Annotated in this window: 25 protein-coding genes and 5 tRNA genes; 21 read left to right on the top strand and 9 right to left on the bottom strand. The window is 68.6% G+C overall.

Annotation, left to right across the window (positions count from 1 at the left end):
• Positions 1-11: 11 nt before the first annotated feature.
• Positions 12-1,103 (top strand): efflux RND transporter periplasmic adaptor subunit, encoded by a 1,092-nt coding sequence (locus tag M0G41_RS11550; protein ID WP_248209349.1) that lies wholly within the window; start codon positions 12-14, stop codon positions 1,101-1,103.
• Between the two features lie 420 nt (positions 1,104-1,523).
• Here the strand turns inward: M0G41_RS11550 and M0G41_RS11545 are convergent, their stop codons facing one another.
• Genes M0G41_RS11545 through M0G41_RS11535 form a run of 3 tightly spaced genes read right to left on the bottom strand, consistent with a single transcriptional unit; the run spans position 1,524 to position 6,099 of the window.
• Entirely contained in the window at positions 1,524-2,852 is a 1,329-nt protein-coding gene (locus M0G41_RS11545; RefSeq protein WP_248209348.1) for a LysM peptidoglycan-binding domain-containing protein, read from the bottom strand.
• Entirely contained in the window at positions 2,849-3,958 is a 1,110-nt protein-coding gene (locus M0G41_RS11540) for a hypothetical protein (RefSeq protein ID WP_248209347.1), read from the bottom strand. The genes M0G41_RS11545 and M0G41_RS11540 overlap by 4 nt, the downstream gene beginning before the upstream one ends.
• Entirely contained in the window at positions 3,955-6,099 is a 2,145-nt protein-coding gene (locus M0G41_RS11535; protein ID WP_248209346.1) for a serine/threonine-protein kinase, read from the bottom strand. The genes M0G41_RS11540 and M0G41_RS11535 overlap by 4 nt, the downstream gene beginning before the upstream one ends.
• A 72-nt stretch (positions 6,100-6,171) precedes the next feature.
• Here M0G41_RS11535 and M0G41_RS11530 point away from each other — a divergent pair, with 72 nt between their 5' ends.
• Positions 6,172-7,518 (top strand): hypothetical protein, encoded by a 1,347-nt coding sequence (locus tag M0G41_RS11530; protein ID WP_248209345.1) that lies wholly within the window; start codon positions 6,172-6,174, stop codon positions 7,516-7,518.
• Here the strand turns inward: M0G41_RS11530 and ppk2 are convergent.
• The 6 genes from ppk2 to hemA all read right to left on the bottom strand — a co-directional run bounded on the left by ppk2 (position 7,508) and on the right by hemA (position 13,251).
• The gene (gene ppk2 / locus M0G41_RS11525; protein ID WP_282452880.1) at positions 7,508-8,359 is read right to left on the bottom strand and encodes a polyphosphate kinase 2; all 852 of its coding nucleotides are present in this window, start codon (positions 8,357-8,359) and stop codon (positions 7,508-7,510) included. The genes M0G41_RS11530 and ppk2 overlap by 11 nt on opposite strands.
• 11 nt (positions 8,360-8,370) lie before the next feature.
• Positions 8,371-8,892: a molybdenum cofactor biosynthesis protein B gene (gene moaB, locus M0G41_RS11520; RefSeq protein ID WP_248209344.1), complete on the bottom strand. Its 522-nt coding sequence runs from the start codon at positions 8,890-8,892 to the stop codon at positions 8,371-8,373.
• Positions 8,889-9,347, bottom strand: a complete 459-nt coding sequence (locus tag M0G41_RS11515) for a GNAT family N-acetyltransferase (protein WP_248209343.1) — start codon at positions 9,345-9,347, stop codon at positions 8,889-8,891. The genes moaB and M0G41_RS11515 overlap by 4 nt, the downstream gene beginning before the upstream one ends.
• A 114-nt stretch (positions 9,348-9,461) precedes the next feature.
• Positions 9,462-10,820: a right-handed parallel beta-helix repeat-containing protein gene (locus M0G41_RS11510; RefSeq protein WP_248209342.1), complete on the bottom strand. Its 1,359-nt coding sequence runs from the start codon at positions 10,818-10,820 to the stop codon at positions 9,462-9,464.
• 78 nt (positions 10,821-10,898) lie between these two features.
• Positions 10,899-11,981, bottom strand: a complete 1,083-nt coding sequence (prfA, locus tag M0G41_RS11505; RefSeq protein ID WP_248209341.1) for a peptide chain release factor 1 — start codon at positions 11,979-11,981, stop codon at positions 10,899-10,901.
• Complete coding sequence (gene hemA / locus M0G41_RS11500; protein ID WP_248209340.1) at positions 11,959-13,251, bottom strand: glutamyl-tRNA reductase; 1,293 nt, start codon at positions 13,249-13,251, stop codon at positions 11,959-11,961. Before hemA ends, prfA begins: the two co-directional genes overlap by 23 nt.
• A gap of 45 nt (positions 13,252-13,296) precedes the next feature.
• On the opposite strand from hemA, the gene M0G41_RS11495 reads away from it, so the two are divergent.
• From M0G41_RS11495 to rplL, 19 genes are all read left to right on the top strand, one after another.
• Positions 13,297-14,994 carry a tetratricopeptide repeat protein gene (locus M0G41_RS11495; RefSeq protein WP_248209339.1) on the top strand — a complete coding sequence of 566 codons (1,698 nt, stop codon included), beginning with the start codon at positions 13,297-13,299 and terminating at the stop codon, positions 14,992-14,994.
• Positions 14,991-15,617, top strand: a complete 627-nt coding sequence (gene lolB, locus M0G41_RS11490) for a lipoprotein insertase outer membrane protein LolB (RefSeq protein ID WP_248209338.1) — start codon at positions 14,991-14,993, stop codon at positions 15,615-15,617. Before M0G41_RS11495 ends, lolB begins: the two co-directional genes overlap by 4 nt.
• On the top strand, positions 15,607-16,494 hold the full coding sequence (ispE, locus tag M0G41_RS11485) for a 4-(cytidine 5'-diphospho)-2-C-methyl-D-erythritol kinase (RefSeq protein WP_248209337.1): 888 nt from the start codon (positions 15,607-15,609) through the stop codon (positions 16,492-16,494). Before lolB ends, ispE begins: the two co-directional genes overlap by 11 nt.
• A 23-nt stretch (positions 16,495-16,517) precedes the next feature.
• A tRNA-Gln gene (locus M0G41_RS11480) sits at positions 16,518-16,592 on the top strand.
• Between the two features lie 40 nt (positions 16,593-16,632).
• The gene (locus M0G41_RS11475) at positions 16,633-17,595 is read left to right on the top strand and encodes a ribose-phosphate diphosphokinase (RefSeq protein ID WP_248209336.1); all 963 of its coding nucleotides are present in this window, start codon (positions 16,633-16,635) and stop codon (positions 17,593-17,595) included.
• 174 nt (positions 17,596-17,769) lie between these two features.
• A complete protein-coding gene (locus tag M0G41_RS11470; RefSeq protein ID WP_248209335.1) occupies positions 17,770-18,414 on the top strand; it encodes a 50S ribosomal protein L25/general stress protein Ctc in 645 nt (214 codons plus the stop codon).
• A 63-nt stretch (positions 18,415-18,477) separates the two neighbouring features.
• Positions 18,478-19,077 (top strand): aminoacyl-tRNA hydrolase, encoded by a 600-nt coding sequence (pth, locus tag M0G41_RS11465; RefSeq protein ID WP_248209652.1) that lies wholly within the window; start codon positions 18,478-18,480, stop codon positions 19,075-19,077.
• A gap of 47 nt (positions 19,078-19,124) precedes the next feature.
• Complete coding sequence (gene ychF, locus M0G41_RS11460; RefSeq protein ID WP_248209334.1) at positions 19,125-20,216, top strand: redox-regulated ATPase YchF; 1,092 nt, start codon at positions 19,125-19,127, stop codon at positions 20,214-20,216.
• A gap of 84 nt (positions 20,217-20,300) precedes the next feature.
• Positions 20,301-20,386, top strand: a tRNA-Tyr gene (locus M0G41_RS11455).
• 13 nt (positions 20,387-20,399) lie between these two features.
• A tRNA-Gly gene (locus M0G41_RS11450) sits at positions 20,400-20,473 on the top strand.
• 40 nt (positions 20,474-20,513) lie between these two features.
• A tRNA-Thr gene (locus M0G41_RS11445) sits at positions 20,514-20,589 on the top strand.
• Between the two features lie 37 nt (positions 20,590-20,626).
• Positions 20,627-21,817 (top strand): elongation factor Tu, encoded by a 1,191-nt coding sequence (tuf, locus tag M0G41_RS11440; RefSeq protein ID WP_248209322.1) that lies wholly within the window; start codon positions 20,627-20,629, stop codon positions 21,815-21,817.
• Positions 21,818-21,955: 138 nt separating this feature from the next.
• A tRNA-Trp gene (locus tag M0G41_RS11435) sits at positions 21,956-22,031 on the top strand.
• A gap of 39 nt (positions 22,032-22,070) precedes the next feature.
• Positions 22,071-22,448: a preprotein translocase subunit SecE gene (gene secE, locus M0G41_RS11430; protein ID WP_248209333.1), complete on the top strand. Its 378-nt coding sequence runs from the start codon at positions 22,071-22,073 to the stop codon at positions 22,446-22,448.
• An 11-nt stretch (positions 22,449-22,459) separates the two neighbouring features.
• Positions 22,460-23,020, top strand: coding sequence for a transcription termination/antitermination protein NusG (nusG, locus tag M0G41_RS11425; protein ID WP_248209332.1), 561 nt, complete (start codon positions 22,460-22,462; stop codon positions 23,018-23,020).
• A gap of 147 nt (positions 23,021-23,167) precedes the next feature.
• Positions 23,168-23,596 (top strand): 50S ribosomal protein L11, encoded by a 429-nt coding sequence (rplK, locus tag M0G41_RS11420; RefSeq protein ID WP_248209331.1) that lies wholly within the window; start codon positions 23,168-23,170, stop codon positions 23,594-23,596.
• Positions 23,597-23,599: 3 nt separating this feature from the next.
• The gene (rplA, locus tag M0G41_RS11415) at positions 23,600-24,298 is read left to right on the top strand and encodes a 50S ribosomal protein L1 (RefSeq protein WP_248209330.1); all 699 of its coding nucleotides are present in this window, start codon (positions 23,600-23,602) and stop codon (positions 24,296-24,298) included.
• A gap of 460 nt (positions 24,299-24,758) precedes the next feature.
• Positions 24,759-25,286 (top strand): 50S ribosomal protein L10, encoded by a 528-nt coding sequence (gene rplJ / locus M0G41_RS11410; RefSeq protein WP_248209329.1) that lies wholly within the window; start codon positions 24,759-24,761, stop codon positions 25,284-25,286.
• A gap of 57 nt (positions 25,287-25,343) precedes the next feature.
• Positions 25,344-25,715 (top strand): 50S ribosomal protein L7/L12, encoded by a 372-nt coding sequence (gene rplL, locus M0G41_RS11405; protein WP_248209328.1) that lies wholly within the window; start codon positions 25,344-25,346, stop codon positions 25,713-25,715.
• Positions 25,716-25,905: the final 190 nt, after the last annotated feature.

Here is a 25,905-nt window from a genome sequence, read left to right as displayed (position 1 = left end):
AGGAACCTGCCATGTACCGTCCACTGCTGTCCGGCCTTGCCCTGCTCGCCATCGCCAGCCTTCCCCTGCAGGCCCAGAGCCCGCCGCCGCCCGCGGTGGTCAGCGTGGCCAGTGCCGAGTTGCGGGCGGTCGCCCCCCTGCTCTGGACACCGGCCAGCGCAGTCAGTCGGCAGGATGCGCGGATTGCTGCCGAAGCCAGCGGCCGGCTGGTCTCGCTCGCCGAGATCGGTGATGCGGTAGAGGCCGGCGCGGTGCTGGCCCGCGTCGACGACACCGCGCTGAAGCTGGCGGTGGCCGAGGCGGTCGCCGCCCGCGACCGGCTGGTGGCGCGCCTCGAGTACGTGCGCAGCCAGCGCGAGCGGCTGAGCCAGCTGGCCGCACAGGGGACGGTCTCACGGGCCCAGGCCGAGGAGCAGGCGGCCGAGCAGCACATGCTCGAGCGCGAGCGCGAAGGCGCCGAGGTGGCGGTGCGCCAGGCCCGACATCGTCTGTCGCTGGCTACCGTGCGGGCGCCCTTCGCCGGCACCGTGGTCGAGCGCCTTGCGGCCGAGGGCGAGTTCCTCAGCCCCGGCCTGCCCCTACTGCGTCTGGTCGATACCGCCGGCGTCGAACTGCAGGCCCGCGCTCCGGTCTCGCTTTCCGCCCTGCTGGGCCAGGGTGATGCGGTCGACGTGAGGCAGGGCGAGACCCGCCTTCGCGGCACGGTGCGTGCCGTGGTGCCGGTGGGCGACGCCGCCTCGCGCCAGTTCGAGCTGCGCGTTGCCCTCGACGGGCCCGCGCCGCTGATCGGAAGTGCCATGGAGGTCGGCCTGCCGCGGGCGGCGGCGTCGGATCAGCTGGCGGTGCCCCAGGACGCGGTGGTCCTCCGTCCGGGGGAACGCTATGTGGTGCGGGTCAGTGCCGAGAACACCGCTGAACGCGTCCCGGTCGAGCTCGGCGCGACGGTTGACCAGTGGGTCTCGGTCAGCGGCGAACTGAAGGCCGGTGACCGCCTGGTCGTCAGAGGCGCCGAGCGTGTGCGCCCCGGACAGGCGCTGCAGATCCAGAACGAAGCAGCACTGGCCGGCCTCGGCGGCGACGGGGCGGTCGGTGGCAGCCGCTAACACCGGTATGGTGGCGCAAAATGGGCGCGAAGTAGACCTTCCGCAAAACCCGAATGTAGGAGCCAGCTTGCTGGCGATCCTCCCGTCCGGGGGCGCCTATCGCCAGCAAGCTGGCTCCTACATTCAACGGCGATGCAAGGTCCGGTCTGCGCCGCCAAGTAGACCTTGCCGCAGTCAAATTGTGGGAGCGCCCTCGGGCGCGACCGCTGCGCTACGGATTCACCACAGACCGAGGCCACAGCGAATTTCCGCAGTCGCGCCCAAGGGCGCTCCCATAGTCGGGCTTCGTTGGGCGTCAGCGAAGTTACTTGGCGCAAAGATACGGGCGTTCGGACGGTATGCCCGGTGCGGCAAGCCGCACCCTATGAATGTCTTCTTTGCGCCCATAGCCGCCCCCGGGATGCGTCCACCGAGCCGCGTTCACTCTGCGGTGTCGATCCGGATCTGCTGTTCGCTGCGGTTGCCGAGCATGTCGAGACTGACCAGCCGCGCGCCGGCCTGCAGGGCGGCGAGGTCGAGCACGGTGCCGGGCTGAATCGTTTGGCTGCGCCCCTCGTGGTGCAGCTCGATGCGCTGCAGGCCGCTCTGCTCGTCGTGGCCTTCGACCCGCAGCCTTGCGCCCGGGCCTAGCCGGGTGGCGCCATCCACGCCCTGCACGAAGCCCGACACCGGCACCAGGGCGAGCATGGGGCCGGCAAGGTCAGGTCGGCCGTCGGTGACCTCAAGCGCGGCCGTCGGGCTGGTGTAGCCATCGAGACCGCTTGCGCTGATCGCCAGAACGCGCCAGACATGGCTGCCGACAGGAAGCGGATCGACCTGATGCTGGCTAGCGCCGGTATCCACCCGGGCGGTCTGCAGCAAGGTGCGGCAGGCGGCATCGGCGCAGACCTCGAGGCGGTAGGCGGCGGCGCCCTCGACCGGCTGCCAGCGGAGCAGGCCATTGCTGTAGTTCCAGCGCAGGGCCGGCTCGCTGATCCCGGGCGCGGCGAGGAGCTTCTCGGGCCGTGCCGGTGGGCCGGATTCGGGCACCGCGGTACCCATGCCTTCGGCCACCGCCACCTCGGTCCCGGCGGCGCTCACCGCGCTCTGTCCCCGGTAGACCATGACCCTCGCGCCGCCGTCCTCGGCCGCGCCGGCCCGGATCTCGGCCTTCTTGCCAGCCTCCAGGCTGGGTCGCGCGCTGGCCGGGCCGGCGACCAGTTCGATCTCGGTACGCGGCCGCTTGAGCGGCTCGAAGACCAGATCCACCGCGCCGCGCTGAACGGTCACCTGCCCACGGTCCACGCCGCGCAGGCTGGTGCTCTTGCGGGCCAGGAACACCTGCGAATACTCGCCCAGCCTGAGGCTGCTCTCGGCGTTGAAACGCAGCTCGGCTGTCGAACTCTGGCGGGTACGCAGGCCATGGCCCGAACCGAGTTCGTCGCCAACCGCGGCACGCTCCCATTCGCTGGCACGGAGCAACTTCTCGGTCCGGTTGACCGCCTCGACCACCCGCGCCGACTCGGCGATGACCTTGCGTTCGGTGATGATCTGAAGCACCTGGCCGATGCGCAACTTGTCCGGATCGCGGACCTGCGGATTGAGCTTCCAGTTGTCTTCCCAGAAGGTCGAGTCGCCGAGCATGCGTTGGGTGATCTGGCTGATCGTGTCGCCGGGTTTCACCACATAAGGTTCCACCTTGTCGCGATAGGTCGGCTGGGCGGCCAATGGCGCGCAGGCCAGCAGCAGCGCCGCGACAAGCGGCCTCACGGCAGCACCTCGATGTAGTAGCGCTCGCGGGCACGGTGGCCAAGGCGATCCGTGGCGCGGAACACCACCCGATACCGGCCGGGGTCGATGCCGACCAGGGTGATCGGAAGCGGGCGGCAGTCGCGGTACCAGATCGACAGCTTGACGCAGGCGCGATCAACGCCGGCGAGCGCGTCCTCGGCAACCAGTTCGAGCCGCTCGGAGCGAGGCAGGCGTGCCTTGTTGGTGACCGCTTGGGCGTGACCATCGCTGACCAGGACCAGTCGTGGTCCTTCGCTGTCGAGGCGGAGCGGCAGGCTGCCGCGGGACTCGTTGCCGAGCCGGTCGCGAAGCCGATAGCGGTCGTCGGCGCCGGGCTCGAGGGTCAGGCTGGCCGTCGGTGCGCCCTCAAGCGCGAGCGTCGTGCCGCCAAGCTCCAGGCTGTCGAGGCCGACGCCCGTGTCCTCCAGTTGCAGGCGTACCCGCTCGCCCGGGGCGACGATGTCGGCGGCCACGCCTTCCACCGGCTCGGCGCGGGCCGCGGCCAACCGCGGCGAACTGCGGTCGAGCTGCAGATGGAGGGGCTCGGATTCGGCCAGGTTGCCCAGCGCATCGCTTCCGCGGGCCAGCAAGGTGATCTGGCGATCGCCATCCGGCCACGACGGCTGCGCGGGATCGGCGAGGGGCGCGCCGTCCAGAAGCAGGGCGAGGTCGCCGCCGAGCCCGCTGGGATCGGCGCCTTCGACGCGAAGGCGGGTGCCTCCTCCCGCATAGCGCCGCCCCTCACGCTCGACGTCTCCCTCGACATGAACCTCGAGCGTCGGGCCGGCGCTGTCGACCGAGAGCGCCAGAGTGGGCACCGCCTCCGGTTGGCCGATGACCTCGAAGCGCAGCCAGCGGGCGGGCAGCCCGTCCTCGCCGTAGACGACCAGATGATGCGGCCCGGGGGCGGAAGGCGCTGCGGGGATGCGGCCCGCGGGTCCCGGCGGCGCGCCGTCGAGTCCATAACGCAGGGCCGGGTCCGTGGAAAGTTCCAGTGTGCCCTCCAGCGACTCGCCCGGCGGGACCTGGGCTGCTGTGAACAGCAGCGACATCGAAAGCGCGGCAGCGGAAAGCGGGAGGCTCATCGCGAGGGCGGCGGTCGGGTCTGGTCGGGATCGTACACCGGAGGCGGCCGGGTCGCCTCCGGATCGGGCGGCGGGCGCGTGGTGCCGGCGCCGTCGCCGGGCGCGGGACGGGTGGTCCCGGCGCTAGTCTGGCGCGGACCGCGGGTGCTGGCCTCGGGATCGATGCCGCCGTAGTCGACCCGGTCCTGGATTTCAACCTCGCCCGCGAGGTCCAGGGGTTCTGCCAGCTCCTCGGCACGCTCGGCAAGGCGCTCGGGGCCGTCGCCGAGTTCAAGGGACTCCCAGGCCACAAGCGCGGCTTCGGCGCTGGCCGGTCGCTGCTCCGGCCGTTCGCTGCAGAGCAGACGGATCTGCTCACACAGTGCCGGCTGCTCGGTCAGCAGCCGCTCGGTGAACTCGACCGGCTTGCCTGCCTCGCGTCGCAGGTCGTTGGTATGCGCCCCCGGAAGGTGCTGCGGGATACCGGTCAGGCACTCCAGCAGCAGCCGGCCCAGCGCGTAGAGATCAGAACGCTCGCTCGGTGGCTGACCGGCGACATACTCCGGGGCGATGAAACCGGGCGTGCCTGAGAGGCCCCCGCGGTGGACCAGATCGGGAACCTCCGAGCGCCAGGCGGCGACGCCGAAGTCGGCCAGCTTCAGTTCGCCGCGCGGCGGCACCAGGACGTTGCCCGGTTTGATGTCGAGGTGCAGCAGTCCAGCCCGGTGCGCGGCATCCAGGGCGCGCAGCATCGACTGGCCGATGTGCACCACCTCGCCAGGCTCGAGCGCGCCATTGCGGCTGACCACCGCACGCAGGTTGCCGCCTTCGATGTACTCCATGACGACGAAGGCAAACTGGCCGGCGGCGATCAGGTCGTAGACGCCGACGATGTTCGGATGCTGCAGGTTGGCCACTGCCACCGCCTCATTCTCGAGGGTCCTGGCCAGCGCCTCCTGCAGCGCTGCATCGAGGGCGTCGAGGTGGATGGTCTTGATCGCGACATGGCGCTTGAGCCGGGGGTCCCAGGCGAGGAAGACCGAGCCCATTGCGCCCTGGCCGAGGGTGCTGAGTAGCTTGTAGCGGCCCAGGAAGACCTCGCTGATGGCCTCGCGGTTGCGCTGCATGCGCTGGATCTGCGCGAACGCGGTCTGCAGCTGGGCCAGGTCGCCGCCCTCGGCGCGTTCACCAGGCACCTGGCTGTGCTGCCATTCGAGCAGGGCCCGCACCGGTTTGACCACTCGACGCCAGGCGAGCAGGGCGAGTGCGGCGACCATCAGCAGGACGACGCCGGCTGCGAAGATCGCGCCGCGGCGCATCGAAGCTGCGGCCACCTCGGCTTCGTCGGCCGGTTGCCGCGAGACCACGGCCCACCGGCTTCCGGGGACGCGGGCAAAGGCGTTGATCTCCCGGCCGTTGGCGCCTTCCTGGGTGAAGGCGTCGGCGACCACCTCGGGTCGGGCCAGCGCCGCCTGCAGTCGGGGCGGCAGCTCGCCGCTGCCGGAGAGGGGATGCGGCCGGTCACCATCGACGAGGAGCAACTCGGCGGAGGTGCCCAGCTCCTGAGCGTCGAGGAGGGCCTCGAGCCCGGAGGCCGAGCTGAACATGGCCACCCGCAGACCGGGCCGCTCGGTCGCTTCGGCGCGGCCCAGCAGTCGCATGCCGGCCAGTTCGACGAAGAGTACCTCGCCGGTCAGCGCCTGCAGTTGGGCGGGCTCGATCGCCTCGGCCTCGGGCCGCCGGGCCAACTGCACCAGCACGTCCTCGCCGTCCTCGTTGCGATAGATGGTCGCCGCGGCAAGGATCTGGGTGTCCCCGACCAGCATGCCGCTGAGCACCTCTCCGGCCTCGGCCGACTGTGGGGATTCGAATAGAAACGGATTCTGCGCCGCGGCGCGCACCGCGCCAGAGAGTCGGCCTCGCACGGTGGCAAAGCGGTCGGCCGAGGCCCGGGCGGCGATCAGGTGGGTCAGCTGGGTCTGGTCGACCAGACTGTCCCGGGCAAGCAGGATCTGGTAGGTGGCCAGGGCAAAGGGCAGGGCGGCCACGGCCAGGAGGCCGGACACCAGCGCGGTGATCAGGCTGCTGCGCCTTGCCCGCGGCGGGCGCCGGCCGCGGCCTGCGACGGTGTTGCTCAGCGGAAGGGTGGGGTCGCTGTTCAATCGGCCTCGGCAGACGGCGGGCAGTTCGCCGGGAGGGGCTATGACGCGTGCCCCCAGTGTACGCTGCTGTTCATGCCTCTACAGCCCGCCGTCGGTCTCCAGCCGCGACCCGCTCCCGCATCGCCCACCTCCATCCATTCCCTCGGCCTTCTGGCCTGCTGCGCGCTGGGCCTCGCCCTGCATCTGCTCTTCTTCTGGCCGGGCTATGTCAGCTTCGATGTGCGCAGCCAGCTGGACCAGGGTCTGCACGGACCGATCACCGATGTCTCGCCGCCCGCCAATGCGCTCCTGCTGGCGGTTTCCCACGCCCTGGGCGGGCACGGCGGCGCATTGTTTGCCTTGAATGCGGTGGTCTTGTGGGCCTCGAGCGGTTGGATCCTCCTGCGGCTGCGGGCGCGCGCGCGGCACTGGTTGCTGCTGCCGCTGGCCCTGCCGCTGCTGCCCCTGCTGCCGCACCTGTGGACCGATCTGCACCTGCTCGCGGTGCTCGCGATGGCCAGCGCCCTGCTGCTGGGCGGCGCCACCGCGGAGCGGCCGAGGGCCCGCCTGCTCGCCTTCCTCGGCGCCCTGCTGCTGGTGCTCTGGTCGACCTGGATCCGCCAGAACGCCCTGCTCGCGGCCCTGCCGCTGGCGCTGCTCATCGTTATCTGGCTCAGTCGGGGTCGGTCGCTGCGCTGGCGGCTGCTGATGGTGGCCCTGCTGCTTGCCGCCATTGCCACCGCGCGCGCCGGCGCCGGATGGGTCGTGCAGCAGCCGGTGAGCGTCTGGGCGGTGACTCCGCTCTGGGACCTGCAGGCCCTGTCCCTGCGCGCCGACAGGGTGCTACTGCCCGAGGGCTTCCATGGCCCGGGCCTGGACGTCGAGGAGCTGCGAGCTGCCTACAGTCCGAATACCGCGGTGCCCCTGTTCGGCGACACCCCGAGCGGGGTGCGCAACCCGACCATGGAGCGCTTCGACGCGGCCTCGCGCCATGCCCTGCTGGAGGCCTGGGTCGGCGCCGTCGCCGGCGATCCGGCAGGCTGGCTCGCCCACCGCTGGACCGTCTTCCGTCGCCTGTTCGGCGCCCACCGGCAGGGCGACCTGCGCTACATGGTCGACTCGCCGGAGTTCTTCGAGGCCAGCGCTCCGCAGGGCTGGCGGGCATCGCTGCACCAGTCCGCCCGCGGCCTGATCGAACGCGGCAAGCAGCTTGGCGTGTTCGCCCCAGGTCCAGCCTGGCTGCTCGGCCTGCTGATGCTTGTGCTGGCGAAGCTGCGTGGACCCGGTCTATTGCCGGCCCTGCAGTGGGCCCTTCTGGTGTCGGCGCTGGCCTATGTGCTGGCCCTGTTCGCGTTGACGCCGTCGGCCGAACAGCGTTACCTCGCCTGGCCCCTTTGGGCCACCCTCTGCGCCGCCGCCCTGGCCCTGGTCAGGCGTTGATCGGACGCACCCCGCCGCGAAACTGCTCGCGTCCCGGCTTGCCCTTGAGCGGCGGCAGCTCGAACGCTGGTTCCGGAACGCTGACGTCGGGCAGACGTTCCAGCAGGTGGCGGATCATCGCCAGGCGGCCGCGCTTCTGGTCATTGAAGTCGACCACCGTCCACGGCGCGTAGTCGCTGTGTGTGGCCCGGAACATGGCATCGCGGGCTTCGCCGTACTCGCGGTACTTCTCGCGGGCTTTCAGGTCCACCGGCGAGAGCTTCCAGCGCTTCAGCGGGTCAGCCGCGCGTTCGGCAAATCGCTCCTCCTGCCTGTCCTGGTCCACCGACAGCCAGTACTTGAACAGCAGGATCCCGTCCTCGACCAGCAGGCGCTCGAAAACCGGCACCTGGCGCAGGAAGGCCTCGTACTCGGCCTCGCTGCAGTAGCCCATCACCTTCTCGACCCCAGCACGGTTGTACCAGCTGCGGTCGAACAGGGTGATCTCGCCGGCGGCCGGCAGGTGGGGCACGTAGCGCTGGAAGTACCACTGGCCGCGCTCGCGCTCGGTGGGCTTGGGCAGGGCCACCACGTGGCAGCTGCGCGGATTGAGGCAGTCGGAGATGGCGCTGATCACCCCGCCCTTGCCGGCGGTGTCGCGCCCCTCGACCAGCACCAGCAGGCGCTTGCCGGCGTGCTGCAGCCAGCGATGCAGGCGGTTGAGTTCGACCTGCATCGGCTCCAGCTGGGCCTCGTATTCCTTCTTCTTCAGCTTTCCGCCGGCCTTCGCGGCGCTCTTGCCGGCCTTGTCCTTGCGTTTGTCCCTGGCGGCCTTGGCCGGTTTGTCCTGTTTCCTCGCCATATCGGGTCCTCCTAGGATTCGCGCAGCCGCGGCGACAGCGCGGCGAGATTGCAAGGGCGGGTCCGGGCGTCGAGCTGATCCGCGATAAGCCGTGTCCAGGCCGTGCGGCAGGCCGAGGTGGAGCCGGGCAGGGCGAACACGAAGGTGGCATTGGCCAGGCCTGCGAACGCCCGGGATTGCAGGCTGGAGGTGCCGATCTCCTCGAAGCTCACCGCGCGGAACAGCTCACCGAAGCCCGGCATCTCCTTGTCGAGAAGGGGGGCGATCGCCTCCGGCGTGCTGTCGCGGCCGGTGAAACCGGTGCCGCCGGTGATCAATACGACGTCGATGCGCGGGTCGGCGATCCAGGCCGAGACAGTGGCGCGCAGGCGGTAGCGGTCATCCCGGCACAGCGTGCGCTCGACCAGCGTGTGTCCGGCCGCCTGCAGCCGCTCGGCAAGGTAGTCGCCGGAGCTGTCGTTCTCGCTGCTGCGGGTGTCCGAAACGGTCAGGACCGCCGCTCCCAGTGACACGGATTGGTCGAGTGCGCTCATCGATGGTTTTCCAGAGGGTAGTGGAAGCTGCAGAACTCCTCGTCCATCTCCCAGCCCTGCTCGACGTAGAGCGCCTGTGCAACGTTGTTGGTGCGCTGGGTTTCCAGCTGCAGGCCGACCGCTCCGGTCTGCTCCCCATGCGCCACGCAGGCCGAGAGCAGGGCGCGCCCCACGCCGCGCTGGCGGCAGTCGCCGGCCACGTAGAGGTCATTGAGGATCCACAGCAGGCCGGTGCGGACCGAGGAAAACGAGGGGAAGAGCTGGGCAAAGCCGGCCGGGCGGCCGTCGATCAGGGCCAGCAGGATCACCGAGTCGGCGGCCTCCAGTCGTGCCGCGATGAAGCCACGCGCCCGGGCCGCGTCTGCCCGCTGTTCGTAGAACTGCCGGTAGGCATCGAACATCGGCGCCAAGGCGTCGAGGTCGGGCGGGCTGGCTCGGCGGATCTCGATGCTCATGGGGCTCCCTGGGAAGCACATCCGTCTCGCCGGGCGCTCGGCGGCAGGATGGGCCGTGGTGTCGCCCGATTATGGCCGAACCGCGTCGGCTGCGTCGGTCGGAAAGAGGAACGCTCAGCGCGATTCGAATCCATCGCAATGCGCGGCATCCTCGCCGCTCTGGCAGCGAGCGAGCGCCAGATGTCCCATGTCCTTGCACGGATGGCCGGCAGGGGGGCGATATCCGGCGTCCAGCGCCACCCCGCTGCGCAGCGAGCCGGCATCGAAGCCCTCGGCCTGCCAGTCGGCCAAGCGGTAGGTGCCTCCGGCCGCGCCCCAACTGCCGCCGGCGCCGAAGTAGCTGATGAAGGCGTCATCGGCATTGCGCAGGTAGCAGTTGTCGGTGCTCTGCAGTCCGACCCCGGCCTGGTGCTGGCTATCGGGGCCGTAGTGCCAGATGCGCAGGTCGGACGCCACCAGCAGGTTGCGTTCGAGGCGCGCGTCGAACACGCCGAGCTGGCTACCCGGCAGGTAGCTGGCGCTGCCTTCGTTAAGGCTGATCCGGCTGTCGACCAGGGTGTTGTAGGCGATGCGCGGAGCGAGCGTGAAGGGACTGCGCGTGCCGTCCTCGAAGTGCAGGCCGATGTCGGCGCCCTCGAGCAGATTGCCGATGACTTCGCTGCGGTTCTGGTTGAGCGAGATACCGCGCCCACTGCTGAGATCGTGGAAGTGGTTGCCGATGATGCGTGTACGGCCGCCGGCGCCGGGACTGTCTTCGCCATGCTTGTAGTAGATGCCGCCACCCTCGCCATGGAAGCGGTTGCCACGGATGGTCACATCGCGGGCCCGGAACAGCTTGAGGAAGTAGCTCACCCCGTTGGGATTGAGGGTTTCGTAGTCGTGGAAATCGACCCCCTCGACCAGCACGTCGGCGTAGCCGGCGATGGTCAGGAAGCCGGCGTTGTCGACGTAGCGGACGCCACTGATCTCGAGGTTCCGGAAGACGATGTCGCTGCCGGGGATGTCAAGCCCCAGCAGGATGCCGTTGTTCAGGCAGTCGCGGACGGCGAAGTCCTCGAAGCGGTAGTGCGAGCGGCGATCGATGGCGACGCAGGGGGCGCTGAAGTCACCCTGAAGGACTACCTGATGGCTGGGGTAGCCCTTGATAATCAGCGGCGCCTCGGCGGTCGGTAGCGGCAGGGCGCGCGGCACGTGCTTCTCGAGGTTGAGTACGGCGCGCACGCCGCCGCTCTCGACCATCTCGGTGTAGGTGCCCTGCAGCAGATAGACCACGTCGCCCGCTCGGGCCTGCGCCAGCGCATCGGCCAGGCTCGCCGGTGCCGAGATCGAACCATCGCCGTCGCCATCCGGCGCGGCATAGCGACAGACGCCGGGCGGTTCGGCTTCACATATCGTTTGCGCGAGGCACTCGCCGCCGATCAGGCTGCCCAGCAGGCCGAGTGCCCGGGTCCATCGTTGGAATGGTCGAGTCATCGCATGCAACGGGAATGTGGCCTTCAAGCCTAGCCGACCAGGTCCGCGCGGGCCACACCCAACGTTTGCGCACGATGCTCAGCCCATGCCCAGGGCGGCCAGCTGGTCGGCCTGGTACTCGCGGGTGAGGCGATCGACCAGCTCGTCAAGGTCGCCCTCGAGGATCTCCGGCAGTCGATACAGGGTGAGGCCCTCGACGCGATGGTCGGTGATCCGGCCCTGCGGAAAATTGTAGGTGCGGATGCGCTGGCTGCGGTCGCCGCTGCCGACCTGGAGTCGGCGCGATTCCGCCTGCGCCGCGGTCTGCTTGCTGCGCTGCTCATCAAGCAGCTTGGCCTTGAGCAGAGACAGGGCGCGCGCCCGATTCTTGTGCTGGCTGCGCTCGTCCTGGCACTCGACCACGATGCCGCTCGGCAGGTGGGTCATGCGGATCGCCGAGTCGGTCTTGTTGACGTGCTGACCACCTGCGCCCGAGGCGCGGAAGGTGTCCACCTTGAGGTCGGCGTCGCGGATCTCGATATCCTCGATTTCCTCCATCTCCGGCAGGATGGCCACCGTCGCCGCCGAGGTGTGGATGCGTCCCTGCGATTCAGTGGCCGGCACTCGCTGTACCCGGTGCGTGCCCGATTCGAACTTCAGTCTCGAGTAGGCGCCGCTTCCCTCGACCCGGGCCACGATCTCCTTGAAGCCGCCGTGCTCGCCTTCATTGGCCGAGACGACCTCGACCCGCCAGCGCTGGCGTTCGGCATAGCGGGAGTACATGCGGAACAGGTCGCCGGCGAAGATCGCCGCCTCGTCCCCGCCGGTACCGGCACGGATCTCCAGATAGAGGTTCGCGGCGTCGCGCGGGTCCTGCGGGATCAGCAGTAGATGCAGCGCGTGCTCAAGGGCGTCGCGGCGCTCGCTCTGCGCCTCGACCTCGGCGTCGGCGAGCTCGGCCATTTCCGGGTCGGCTCGCATGGCCTCGGCCGCGGCCAGCTCCCGCAGCGCCTCGTCGTAGTCGCGCAGTCCGGACACGACCGGCTCCAGCCGCGAATACTCCTGCGAGAGCGTACGGAAGCGACCGGCATCGGCGGCGGCATCCGGGTCGGCGAGCAGGCGGCCGACCTCTTCGTGGCGCTCGGCCAGCGCTTCCAGCTTACGGCGAATGCCCGGTGTCATCGGCGTCCCTGCCCAGAGGAGATTCAAGGTCGAACAAGCGCTGCGCACTGCGTACGAGGTCGAGATCCCCGCGCAGGGCAGCGTGGCGAAGCGCGCTGCTGGGCGCATGCAGCAGCTTGTTGGTCAGTGCGTTGGCGAGCTGCTCGACCACCTGCTGCGCCGGACGCCCCGCGGCCAGCGCCGCCATTGCCCTTTCCAGCAGCGTGTCGCGTTGCGCTTCGGCCTGCTGGCGGAGGGTCTTCAGCACCTCGTGCTGATCGCTGGCCCGCCACCAGGCCATGAAGTGTTCGACTTGCAGCTCGATGATCGCCTCGGCTTCCTCGGCGGCCTCGCGCCGCGAGCGGCGTCCCTCCTCTACCACGTGGTCGAGGTCGTCCACGGTATACAGGTAGACGTCATCCAGACGCCCGACCTCCGGCTCCACGTCGCGGGGCACGGCCAGATCCATGAACAGCATGGGCCGGTGACGTCGCTCGCGCAGCGCGTCGCGGACCGCCTGGATCCCGATCACCGGTTCGCGTGAGGCGGTGGCGCTGAACACGATATCCGCTTCCGGCAGGTGCCGGGTCAGCTCCGCCAGCGGCAGGGCGAAGCCGCCGAAGCGGCTGGCCAGCGCCTGGGCATGGGCCAGGGTGCGGTTGGCGAACAGCAGGCGCTGGGTGTCGTGCTCGGCCAGGTGGCGCGCGGCCAGTTCGATGGTGTCGCCGGCGCCGACCAGCAGCACGGTGGCGGTGTCCAGTTCAGCGAAGACCTGCTGGGTGAGCCGCACCGCGGCGAAGGCCACCGACACCGGGTGGGCGCCGATCCGGGTGTCCGTGCGAACCCGCTTGGCCACAGCGAAGGCATGCTGGAACAGGCGATCAAGTCCGCTGTCCAGGCTGCCGCTACCGCGCGCGGCCTGCCAGGCCTGCTTGACCTGACCCAGGATCTGCGGCTCGCCGAGCACCAGCGAGTCGAGTCCCGTGGCGACGCGGAAGAGGTGGCGCACCGCGGCCTCGTCCTGATGCCGGTACAGATAGGCCTGCAGGGCCTGCTCGCCGAGCCCGTGGTGCGCCGCCAGCCAGGCCGCAATCCCCGCCTCATGACCCGCTTCGACATTGCAGTAAAGCTCGGTGCGATTGCAGGTCGACAGCACCGCGGCCTCGCGCACGCCCGGCTGGGCGGCCAGGGCGCGCGTCGCGGCGCTGCCGCCCTCGGCATCGAAGGCGACCAGCTCGCGCAGCCCGACGGGCGCGGTCGAGTGGTTGAGACCAAGAGCGATGAGGGGCATGCAGTAAGCTAGCGCGCTGTGAATCGAAGGGTGAAGAGGAGCCAGATGTCGCACCAGCAAACGCGCTGCGGACAGGGCCGCCGGCGGCTGGCCGGGCCGGGGCGCTGGGCTGCCCTCGGCCTAGTTTACCTGTCCCTCGCCGGAACCGCCGCCGGCCAGGCCCCCACCGACCCTCTGGAGGCCCTGCTGCGCGGCGAGTTCGCCCTGCAGGAAGGGCGAACGGACGAGGCCGCCTCCCGCTATGCCGAGGCCGCCCTGGACAGCAGCGACCCGGCGCTACTCGAGCGTGCCACCCGGCTCGCCCTGATGAGCAAGGACGTTGAGGCGGCCAGCCGCCTGCTGGCACGCTGGCTGGAGCTCGCCCCGGACGAAGAGGCGGCCCAGCAGATCGCCCTGGTGATTGCCCTGCGCGAGGCGGACGCCAAGGCCGGCGAACGCGCCCTGCGACGCATCCTCGCGCGGCCCGAGGGCTGGAAACGGGCTCTGCAGGCGATGGCCTCGGACAGCACCAGCCTGCTGGTGCCTGCCTTGCTGCAGAGCCTGCTGAAGGACCCGGCCGTGCGCGACAACCTGGACGCCCTGTTGGCGGCTGGCGGTCTGGCCGACCGCCTCTCCCTTGAAGGCCTGCGCGCGAAGGTCGGCGGCCTGGCCGTCGAGCACCACGCGCAGCAGCCGCGTGCCTGGCTGTGGCAGGCGGACCTGCTGCGCAAGCAGGACAAGCCGGCGGAGGCGAGGGCGGCGATCGAGAAGGCGATTGCGCTGCCGGGCCTCGACCAGCCGATGCGGCTTGCCGCGGCCGGCATGCTCGGCGCACTGGGGGAGCACGAGGCCGCCGCCGAGGCGCTTGCCGGCGGTGAGCAGGACGCAGCCAGCTGGGCCGCGCGCGCCGCCTTCCTTGCGCGCACCGATGACCGCGAGCGCCTGGCTGCGCTCTATGCCGAGGTCCAGACGGCGGCGGAGCGCGGGGAGCCCGATGCCGAACATCGCTTCCTGCTTGGTCAGCTGGCCGAACTGCTCGAGCTGAAGGAGGCGGCGCTCGGCTGGTACCGGTCGCTGCCGGATGGCCCGCGCGCCGGCGAGGCGCAGCTGCGTATCGCCCTGCTCTCCGACGATCTTGGCCAGCACGAGACCGCGCTGGGGGTCCTGCGTGAGCTGCAGCAGCGCGACTCCGACGACGGGCGTCTGCTGATCGACGCCTACCTCCTCGAAGCGCAGCTGCTGCAGCGGCACGGGCGCCACGCCCAGGCGGTCGACGCCTATGCCCGTGGCCTGGCCGTGTTCGAGGACGAGCCGGCCCTGCTCTACGGTCGCGCCTTGGCCTATGAACGGCTGGACAAGATCGACCTCGCCGAGGCCGACCTGCGCCTGATGCTGGTCATGGACCCGGAGAACCCGGATGCGCTGAATGCGCTGGGCTACACCCTGGCCGACCGGACCGAGCGACTGGCCGAGGCCCATGAACTGATCCGCCAGGCCCTGGCTCTGCGGCCGGACAATCCGGCGATCATCGACTCGATGGGCTGGGTGCTGTTCCGCATGGGCCGGGTCGAGGAAGCCCTGCCGCACCTGCGCCGGGCCTTCGAATTGCAGCGCGATGCCGAGGTGGCGGCCCACCTCGGCGAGGCGCTATGGGCCTCGGGCAAGAAGGAAGAGGCCCGTTCGATCTGGCGCCTCGGTCGCGAGATCGATCCCGACAACCCGGCCCTGAAGCGCAGCCTCGAGCAGCACGGGATCCAGCCATGAGCGGGTCCCGGTTGGGGCTGCGGGCGATGGCCCTTGGCATCGCCGCCGTACTGCTGGTCGCCTGTGGCCGTCCGGCACCCAGGCCCGTGGTGCCCGAGGATGCCCTGCTGTCCGCCCAGCAGCGCCGGGAGGCGCGCCTCGACGCTGCAGCGCACTGGTCGCTGGAAGGCCGGGTCGCGGTGCGCAATGGCGAGGACGGCGGCTCCGGCCAGCTGGTCTGGCGTCGCCGCGACGATGCCCAGGAGCTGACCCTGAGGGCGCCGGTCAGCGGCCAGGGCTGGCGGCTGGAAACCGATCCCGGTGGCGCCCTGATCGAGGGTCTGGAGGGCGGACCGCTGCGCGGCCCGGACGCCGATCGCCTGCTCCGCGACGCGGTTGGCTGGGATGTGCCTCTGGCCCTCTTGGCGCGCTGGGTCCGCGGCCAGCGCGGCAGCCCGTCGGCCGAGGTCGAGTTCGACGCCGAGGGCCGGCCCGCGGTCCTGCGCGACGGCGGTTGGCGAATCGAATACCGCGGCTGGGACACCAGCGTCGATCCCGTCCTCCCGCGGCGGATCGAGGCCGAATCCGGCGATCGCCGCGTGCGTCTGCTGGTGCGCAGCTGGCAGCTCGACGATGCACCCTGAGTCGGCCTCGACCTGGCCGGCGCCGGCCAAGCTGAACCTGTTCCTGCAGATCACCGGGCGCCGCGACGATGGCTATCACCTGTTGCAGACGGTCTTCCAGTTGCTCGACTGGGGCGATGCGATCAGCCTCGCCCCGCGCTCCGATGGGCGGATCCAGCGCCTCGGCGGGCCGCCCGGCGTGGCCGAGGAGGATGACCTCAGCGTCCGTTCGGCGCGCCTGCTGCAGCGCGCCACCGGCTGCGCGGTGGGCGTCGATATCACGCTCGACAAGCGGATTCCCCAGGGCGGCGGCTTCGGCGGCGGCAGTTCGGACGCCGCCACCGTGCTCTGCGCCCTGAACGCGCTCTGGGGCTGTGAGCTTGGCGAGGACGCGCTGGCAGAGCTTGCCGTGCAGCTGGGCGCCGATGTGCCGGTCTTCGTGCGCGGCCGCACTGCCTGGGCCGAGGGCGTGGGTGAGTCGCTGCGGCCGCTGGATCTGCCCGGGCGCTGGTTCGTGCTGGTTGACGCCGGGGTCCACCTGTCGACGGCTGAACTCTTCCAAGCGCCTGAATTGACAAGGAATGCGCCGCCCCTGACAATGGCGGACTTTGCATCCGATCTGGTGGGCCGTAACGCGTTCGACGCGCCGGCCCGCGCGCGTAGCCCGCTGCTCGCCGAACTGCTCCACGCGCTGAGGGCGCGGGCGGCCGGCGGACTCACCGGAACCGGTGGTGGCTGCTTCGCGATGGTCGATACTAAGGAACAGGCCGAGGCGCTGGCGGGCGACTTGGCGAGGTTTGGACGCTGCATCGTGGCGAAGGGCGTGAACCGCTCGCCGCTGCACGATCGGCTCGAGGCATGGCGCGCGGAGCGGTCCGCCGCGCCGGCCGGCGCATGAGGCGCCACGAATGACGGGATTGGTGGGGCGTCGCCAAGTGGTAAGGCACCGGATTTTGATTCCGGCATTCGCAGGTTCGAATCCTGCCGCCCCAGCCATCCGGCACCCACATCGTTTTGGCAACAGGGCGGAATGACAATGACGGTCAACACCGATGGTCTGCTGGTCTTCTCCGGCAATGCCAACCGCCCGCTGGCGCATGCGGTGTGCCGGGAGTTGGGCATCCGTCCCGGCAAGGCGCTGGTCGGTCGCTTTTCCGACGGCGAGGTTCAGGTCGAGATCGAGGAGAACGTGCGCCGGCAGGAGGTCTTCGTGATCCAGCCGACCTGCGCGCCGACCGCCGAGAACTTCATGGAGCTGCTGGTGCTGATCGACGCGCTGAAGCGCGCCTCGGCCTCCAGTGTCACGGCAGTGGTGCCGTATTTCGGCTACGCCCGGCAGGATCGCCGGCCGCGCTCTGCCCGCGTGCCGATCACCGCCAAGGTCGCGGCCAAGATGTTCTCGTCCGTGGGCACCGACCGGGTGCTGACGGTCGACGTGCACGCCGACCAGATCCAGGGTTTCTTCGATATCCCGGTCGACAACGTCTACGCCTCGCCGCTGCTGCTCGCCGACATCTGGCGCAGCATCGGCACCGACAAGCTGATCGTCGTCAGTCCCGACGTCGGCGGCGTGGTGCGCGCCCGGGCCGTCGCCAAGCGCCTCGATGACGCGGATCTGGCGATCATCGACAAGCGCCGGCCGAAGGCCAATGTGGCTACCGTCATGAACATCATTGGCGACGTCGAGGGCAAGGACTGCGTCCTGGTCGACGACATCGTCGATACCGCCGGCACCCTGTGTGCGGCTGCCGCGGCGCTGAAGGAGCACGGCGCCCGCAAGGTCGTCGCCTACTGCACCCATCCGGTGCTTTCCGGCCCGGCGATCAGCAATCTGTCCAACTCGGCCCTGGATGAGCTGGTGGTCACCGACACCATCCCGCTCGGCAGCGAAGCGCGCGACTGCGGCAAGATCCGCCAGCTCAGCGTCGCCGAACTGCTGGCCGAGACCGTTCGCCGCATCGCCTTCGGCGAGTCGGTGAGCTCGCTTTACGTCGACTGAGGCCGGCGATTCGGGGTTCGGGATTCGGGATTCGGCCCAGCGCCTGGGCACCGCCGCCGGCAGCGGCCGCGAATCCCGAGTCCCGAATGTCGAATCCGGCATTCACCCCCTCGCCTGGTCGCGGGCGAGGACTTTCCGCCGCGAGGCGGGTCATTCCAAGCAAAGGCAACAATCATGTCTACCGAACACAAGCTTTCCGCCACCAGCCGCAAGGACGAAGGGAAGGGTGCGAGCCGCCGCCTGCGTCGCGCCGGCACGGTGCCGGCCATCGTCTACGGTGCCCACAAGGACCCGCAGAGCATCCAGCTCGAGCACAACTCGGTCTATCTGGCCTCGGCCCACGAGTGGTTCTACTCGGCCATCATCGACCTGAGCATCGACGGATCGGTGCAGAAGGTCCTGCTGCGTGACCTGCAGCGCCACCCGTTCAAGCCGCAGATCCTGCACCTCGACTTCCAGCGCGTCTCCGAGAACGAGGCCATCCACACCCGCATCCCGCTGCACTTCCTGAACCAGGAGAAGTCGCCGGCCGGGAAGACCTCGGGCGTGGTCATCACCCACGAGCTGAACGAGCTCGAGGTCAGCTGCCTGCCCAAGGACCTGCCGGAGTTCATCGAGGTCGACCTGTCCTCGCTGAAGGAAGGCGACGTGGTGCATCTCTCCCAGATCAAGCTGCCCGCCGGCGTCACCCTGCCCGACATGAAGGAAGGCAAGGAGCACGACATCGCCGTGGTCATCGCCCGCCAGCAGCGCGGCGGTTCCGACGGTGAAGAGGGCGCCGCGGCTGACGCCGAGGGCGAGGGCGAGGAAGCCAAGTAAGCCGCATCCGCGCGCAGCGGCCCGCCTCGCGGCGGGTCGCTGCCGTGATGCGCTCGATGTCGTCTGTCGCGGGGATCCGCCGTGCTTCGTCTGATCGTTGGCCTCGGCAACCCGGGTCCGGAACATGCGCCGCAGCGGCACAACGTCGGGTTCTGGCTGGTCGATGAGCTGGCCCGTCGTCACCAGGAACGTTTCGGCGCCGAGTCCAAGCTGTTCGGCGAGTCCGCGCGGGTCCGCGAGTCGGGCCACGACCTGCGCCTGCTGAAACCGGCGACGTTCATGAACCGCAGCGGCAAGTCGGTCCAGGCGGCGCTCAACTACTGGAAGATCGAGCCGGCCGAGATGCTCGTCGTCCATGACGACCTCGACCTGCCTGCCGGCGTCGCGCGACTCAAATTCGACGGTGGGCACGGCGGCCAGAACGGCCTGCGCGACATCATGGCCCTGCTCGGCCACGGACGCTTCCACCGGCTGCGCCTGGGCATCGGCCACCCCGGGCACAAGGACCGGGTCACCGGCTGGGTGCTCGGCCGTCCCGGCCGCGACGACGAGGCAGCCATGCTGCGCGCCATCGACGAGTCGCTGGCGGTGCTGCCATTGGTCCTTGGCGACCGTCTCAACGAGGCCATGAAGCGCCTGCATACCGCGGTCGACCGCAGCTGAGTCTGCTCCCGCCCCCTCTTGCTAGAAGCAACAACCGGAGTCATCCCATGGGCATCAAGTGCGGCATCGTCGGTCTTCCCAACGTCGGCAAGTCCACCCTGTTCAACGCACTGACCAAGGCCGGCATCGCCGCGGCGAACTTCCCGTTCTGCACCATCGAGCCGAACGTCGGCGTGGTGCCGGTGCCGGATGAGCGCCTGCAGCAGCTGGCCGACATCGTCAAGCCGCAGAAGGTCATCCCGACCTCGGTCGAGTTCGTCGATATCGCCGGCCTGGTGGCCGGCGCCTCCAAGGGCGAGGGCCTGGGCAACAAGTTCCTCGCCCATATCCGCGAGGTCGACGCCATCACCCACGTCGTGCGCTGTTTCGAGCACGGCGACATCGTCCACGTGGCCGGCAAGGTCGACCCGATCGCCGACATCGAGACCATCGACACCGAGCTGTGCCTGGCCGATCTCGAGTCGGTCGAGAAGGCACTGGCCCGGGCCGAGAAGGCGGCCAAGGCGGGTGACAAGGACGCCATCGCCCGCCGAGAAGTGCTCTCCAGGCTGCGCGCTGGGCTCGACGAGGGTCGGCCGGCCCGCGCCCTGGGCCTGTCCCCGGAGGATCGGGTTCTGGTCCGCGAGCTGTTCCTGCTCACCCTGAAGCCGCTGATGTACGTGGCCAACGTCCGCGAGGACGGCTTCGAGAACAACCCCCACCTCGATCGGGTCAAGGCCCGGGCGGAAGGCGAGGGCGCCGAGGTGGTCGCGGTCTGTGCCGCGATCGAGGAGGAGCTGGCCCAGCTGGAGCCCGAGGACCAAGGGGCCTTCCTGGCCGACCTGGGTCTCGAGGAGCCGGGCCTGAACCGGGTGATCCGCGCCGCCTATAAGCTGCTCGGCCTGCAGACCTACTTCACCGCCGGCGAGAAGGAGGTCCGTGCCTGGACCGTGCGCCGCGGCTCGACCGCGCCGCAGGCCGCCGGGGTCATCCATACCGACTTCGAGCGTGGCTTCATCCGTGCCGAAACCATGGGTTTCGACGATTTCCTCAAGTACCGCGGCGAGTCGGGCTGCAAGGAGGCCGGAAAGCTGCGCCTGGAGGGCAAGGAGTACCTGGTTCGCGAGGGCGACGTCCTGCACTTCCGCTTCAACGTCTGAGGCCCCGGCAGGCCGGGGCGAAAAAAAGCCGCAAATCGCGTTGACAAGCTTTTCTCAACGTATGAGAATAAGCGGCTCTGTTGCGGAGGGATACCCAAGCGGCCAACGGGGGCAGACTGTAAATCTGCTGGCTCACGCCTTCGGTGGTTCGAATCCACCTCCCTCCACCAGATCGCCCGCCGGGCGGGAGTAGTTCAATGGTAGAACCTCAGCCTTCCAAGCTGATGGTGCGGGTTCGATTCCCGTCTCCCGCTCCATTGACTCCCCGGGCTGCGGTCTGAAGGCACGACACAATTCGCTCATGTAGCTCAGTCGGTAGAGCACTTCCTTGGTAAGGAAGAGGTCGCTGGTTCGATTCCAGTCATGAGCACCACCTATTCACTTCACTGTTCAGTTAAAGGGTTCAGGCAATGGCCAAGGCAAAGTTCGAGCGCACCAAGCCGCACGTGAACGTGGGCACGATCGGTCACGTCGACCACGGCAAGACGACGCTGACGGCGGCGCTGACGAAGATCGGCGCGGAGCGTTTCGGCGGTGAGTTCAAGGCCTATGACGCGATCGACGCGGCGCCGGAAGAGAAGGCGCGCGGCATCACGATCTCGACCGCGCACGTCGAGTACGAGTCGCCGACCCGTCACTACGCGCACGTCGACTGCCCTGGGCACGCCGACTACGTGAAGAACATGATCACCGGTGCGGCGCAGATGGACGGCGCGATCCTGGTCTGCTCGGCCGCTGACGGCCCGATGCCGCAGACCCGCGAGCACATCCTGCTGTCGCGCCAGGTGGGCGTGCCGTACATCGTCGTGTTCCTGAACAAGGCCGACATGGTGGACGACGCCGAGCTGCTGGAGCTGGTGGAGATGGAAGTCCGCGAGCTGCTGACGAAGTACGAGTTCCCGGGCGACGACACCCCGATCATTGCCGGTTCGGCGCGTCTGGCGCTGGAAGGCGACCAGTCGGACATCGGCGTGCCCGCGATCATCAAGCTGGTGGAAGCGCTGGACAGCTGGATCCCTGAGCCGCAGCGCGACGTGGACAAGACCTTCCTGATGCCGGTCGAGGACGTGTTCTCGATCTCGGGCCGCGGCACCGTGGTGACCGGCCGTATCGAGCGTGGCGTGATCAAGGTGGGCGACGAAATCGAAATCGTCGGTATCCGTCCGACGACCAAGACCACGGTCACCGGCATCGAGATGTTCCGCAAGCTGCTGGATCAGGGTCAGGCGGGCGACAACGCCGGTCTGCTGCTGCGCGGCACCAAGCGTGACGAAGTCGAGCGTGGCCAGGTGCTGGCCAAGCCGGGTTCGATCACCCCGCACACCGACTTCGAGGCCGAGGTGTACGTGCTGTCGAAGGAAGAGGGCGGCCGCCACACCCCGTTCTTCAAGGGTTACCGTCCGCAGTTCTACTTCCGCACCACCGACGTGACCGGCGCTGTGCAGCTGCCGGAAGGCGTCGAGATGGTGATGCCGGGCGACAACATCAAGATGGCGGTGTCGCTGATCGCGCCGATCGCGATGGACGAGGGTCTGCGCTTCGCGATTCGCGAAGGCGGCCGTACCGTCGGCGCCGGCGTCGTGGCGAAGATCATCAAGTAATGCAAGCTCGCCGCGGTCTCTCTGGGGCCGCGGTGTTCAACGGGTAATGCCCGTGAAGGCAGCGACGCTGCCGGCAACTGGGCGGCAGACCGGCGAGGGTGGCGAAAGCCACCGTCGCCGTTTTGCACATCGCACAACACGCCAGTAGCTCAATTGGCAGAGCAGCGGTCTCCAAAACCGCAGGTTGGGGGTTCGAGTCCCTCCTGGCGTGCCACCGGCGCGCATCGCAGCGTCGACGGATAATCGGGCACGGATGAACGTCAAGGTCGAACAATCAGCGGAATCGTCGCCGGTCGACGTGGTGAAGTACGTCCTCGCAGCGGCCCTGGTGGTGGCTGGTGTGGTCGCCTTCTACTGGTTCAGTGAATGGCCCGGCCCGCTGCGTGGCCTGATGGTCGCCGGCGGCCTGGTGCTGGGTGGGGCGGTTTTCGCCTTCACCAGCAAGGGTCGCGCCGCAGCGGAGTACCTCTCCGAGTCGCGCTTCGAATTGCGCAAGGTGGTCTGGCCGACCCGCCAGGAAACCTTGCGTTCCACCGGCGTGATCGCCGTGGTGGTGGTCATCATCAGCCTGCTGCTCGGGCTGATCGACTTGATCGTCTCCAACGTCGTGCGCTGGCTGCTGGGCGGCTAAGGAGGGTCGAGATGTCCAAGCGTTGGTACGTGGTTCACGCCTATTCGGGCTTCGAGCAGCAGGTCAAGCGCGCGCTCATCGACCGCATCGCCCGGGCGGAGATGCAGGATCGCTTCGGCGATGTCCTGGTCCCCACCGAGGAAGTGATCGAGATGCGCGGCGGCCAGAAGCGCAAGTCCGAGCGCAAGTTCTTCCCCGGCTACGTGCTGGTGCAGATCGAGACCGAGCAGGACGGCCCGGCCCCGCGCATCGACGACGAGAGCTGGCATCTGGTCAAGGAAACCCCGAAGGTCATGGGCTTCATCGGCGGCACCGCGGATCGCCCGCTGCCGATCAAGGACAGCGAGGCCGACGCGATCCTGGCCCGCGTGCAGGAAGGCGCCGAGAAGCCGCGCCCGAAGATCCTGTTCGAACCGGGCGAGCTGGTCCGGGTCACCGATGGTCCTTTCAACGACTTCAACGGCACCGTCGAGGAAGTCAACTACGAGAAGAGCCGCCTGCGCGTGGCGGTGATGATTTTTGGTCGTTCCACCCCGGTCGAGCTCGAATTCGGCCAGGTGGAGAAGGCCTAAGGCAGGGCCTAAAGCCCAGGGCCTTGGGACTTGGAGAAGCGTGCGCTTCCTGAGCCCTGGCCCCTGAGCCCTGAGCCCTATTTCAACCCAGTGGAGGAGTCGAGTCGCCCCGTGCGCCCCGACGCTTGAACTCCAGGAGTCAAAGCAATGGCAAAGAAAGTCGTCGGTTACATCAAGCTGCAGGTCAAGGCCGGCCAGGCCAACCCCAGCCCGCCGGTTGGTCCGGCACTCGGTCAGCGCGGCCTGAACATCATGGAGTTCTGCAAGGCCTTCAATGCGGCCACGCAGAAGCTCGAGCCCGGCCTGCCGATCCCGGTGGTCATCACCGCCTACTCGGACCGCACCTTCACCTTCATCACCAAGTCGCCGCCCGCGTCGATCCTGCTGAAGAAGGCTGCCGGCATCACCTCGGGCTCGAAGAAGCCCAATACCGACAAGGTCGGCAAGGTGACCCGCAAGCAGCTGGAAGAGATCGTCAAGGCCAAGCAGGCCGATCTGACGGCGGCGGATCTGGACGCTGGAGTGCGCACCATTGCAGGTAGCGCGCGCAGCATGGGCCTGGTGGTGGAGGGCTAAGTCATGGCAAAGATTTCCAAGCGTTTCAAGGCAATGCAGTCCCTGGTCGAGCCGGGCAAGACCTACGCGATCGACGACGCGCTGAAGATCCTCAAGGATCACAGCAAGACCAAGTTCGTCGAGTCGATCGACGTCGCCGTCCGCCTGGGCGTCGATGCGCGCAAGTCGGACCAGCAGGTCCGTGGTTCGACCGTGCTGCCTGCCGGCACCGGCAAGAGCGTGCGCGTGGCCGTGTTCTGCCCGCCGGGTGCGAAGGCCGATGAGGCCCTGGCCGCTGGCGCCGAGGCCGTTGGCATGGATGACCTGGCCGAGAAGATGCAGGCCGGTGACCTCAACTACGGCGTGGTCATCGCCACCCCGGACGCGATGCGCGTCGTCGGCAAGCTGGGCCAGCTGCTCGGTCCGCGTGGCCTGATGCCGAACCCCAAGGTCGGCACCGTCTCGCCGAACCCGGCCGAGGCCGTTCGCAACGCCAAGGCGGGCCAGGTGCGTTACCGCACCGACAAGGCCGGCATCATCCACTGCACCATTGGCAAGGCCAATTTCGAAGTGGACGCGCTGAAGAACAATCTCAACGCGCTGCTCGCCGACCTGGTCAAGGCCAAGCCGTCAACCTCGAAGGGCGTCTACCTGCAGAAGGTCTCGGTGTCCTCGACCATGGGTCTGGGTATCGCCGTCGACCAGTCGACGCTGTCGCTGTAAGAAAGCCGTGATTCGTGATTCGGGATTGGTGATTCGTTAAGCGGTGTGCTCGCTGCCAGCTGCAGCGGCTCCCTTCAAGTCACCGGTCACCAATCACCCATCACATGATTTTGGGGGCACCCGGCGCGAGCCGGGAGCCGTCAAAGACCGCAGGTCCCAATCCACCGGCGCAAGGAAAGCGCGACAGCCCGACGGAGTCACCGGTTCGGGTGGAGTGGGGTAATCGGGAAACCGGCCTGCGTAGATGGTGCCGCCCTCTGGAAAGTGTTCTGGAGAGGCCACCACCGGGATGCATCCGCATCCCCGGCGTCATGGATAGACGCTGCCAAGGACCGCGCGTGGCAGGAGCCGCAAGCGGAGTAGTCGAAGTCGAGGTTCAGCGACGGAGACGCGGTAGGCGGAGTAACGCTCCGGCGAGCTGCGAATCCCGATCCCGAGCCCCGGCTTTTGGAGGAGTGCAATGGCTCTCAATCTGTCACAGAAGCAGGAAGTTGTCGCCGAGCTGGCAGACGTCGCCGGGAAGGCTCACTCCCTGGTCGCAGCCGAGTACGCGGGCATCACCGTCAGTCAGATGACGGAGATGCGCAAGAAGGCGCGCGAAACCGGTGTGTACTTGCGTGTTGTCAAGAACACCCTGGCCGCGCGTGCGGTGGCGGGAACCGAGTTCGAGTGCGTCAAGGACGTCCTCGTCGGTCCGCTGCTCTATGCGTTCTCGACCGAGGAACCCGGCGCTGCCGGGCGCCTGATCAAGGAGTTCGCCAAGGGCAACGACAAGCTGCAGGCCAAGGTCGTTTCGATGGGTGGCAAGCTGATGCCGGGTTCCGACCTGGAGAAGCTGGCCTCGCTGCCGACCCGCGAGCAGGCCCTTGGCATGCTGGCACGCGTCCTCGCCGAGCCGGCGAGCATGCTGGCCCGCGCGATCAAGGCTGTCGCCGACAAGCAGGGCGGCGGCGAAGTCGCGGCCGAAGCGGAAGCCCCGGCTGCCTGATCCCGTCGACCTTTCGGTCACTCGACAAATCCACACACATTTTCAGAGGTAACAACAATGTCCCTTTCCAATGAGCAGATCGTCGACGCCATCGCCGGCAAGACCCTGATGGAAGTCATGGAGCTGGTCAAGGCGATCGAAGACAAGTTCGGCGTCACCGCCGCCGCTCCGGTCATGATGGCCGCTGGTCCGGCCGCCGCCGGCCCCGCCGTTGAGGAGCAGACCGAGTTCACCGTCGTCCTGAAGGCCGCCGGCGAGAAGAAGGTCGAGGTCATCAAGGCCGTCCGTGCCATCACCGGCCTGGGCCTGAAGGAGGCGAAGGACCTGGTGGAAGCCACCGGTACCGTCAAGGAAGGCGTGAGCAAGGACGACGCCGCCAAGATGAAGAAGGACCTGGAAGCGGCTGGCGCGACCGTCGAGGTCAAGTAAGCCGAGCCATTGCGTCATAGCGGTACAGGATGACGCATGACGAAGCCTGGGGGCGAAAGCCCCCGGGCTTTGCCTGTTGCAGGAGAACGTGCTTGGTGATTCCGGATTGAGCTCTGCCCAGAGGCCCGCCGGGCCGCGGCAATCAGGAATCACGAATCACGTTTTAAGACTCGAGGGGTTCATTCCCCTC

The organism is Pseudomarimonas salicorniae, from assembly GCF_023156535.1.
Lineage (GTDB): Bacteria > Pseudomonadota > Gammaproteobacteria > Xanthomonadales > Xanthomonadaceae > Pseudomarimonas > Pseudomarimonas salicorniae.
Note: the sequence above shows the minus strand (reverse complement) of the source record. Positions and strands in the feature narration are given on the sequence as shown.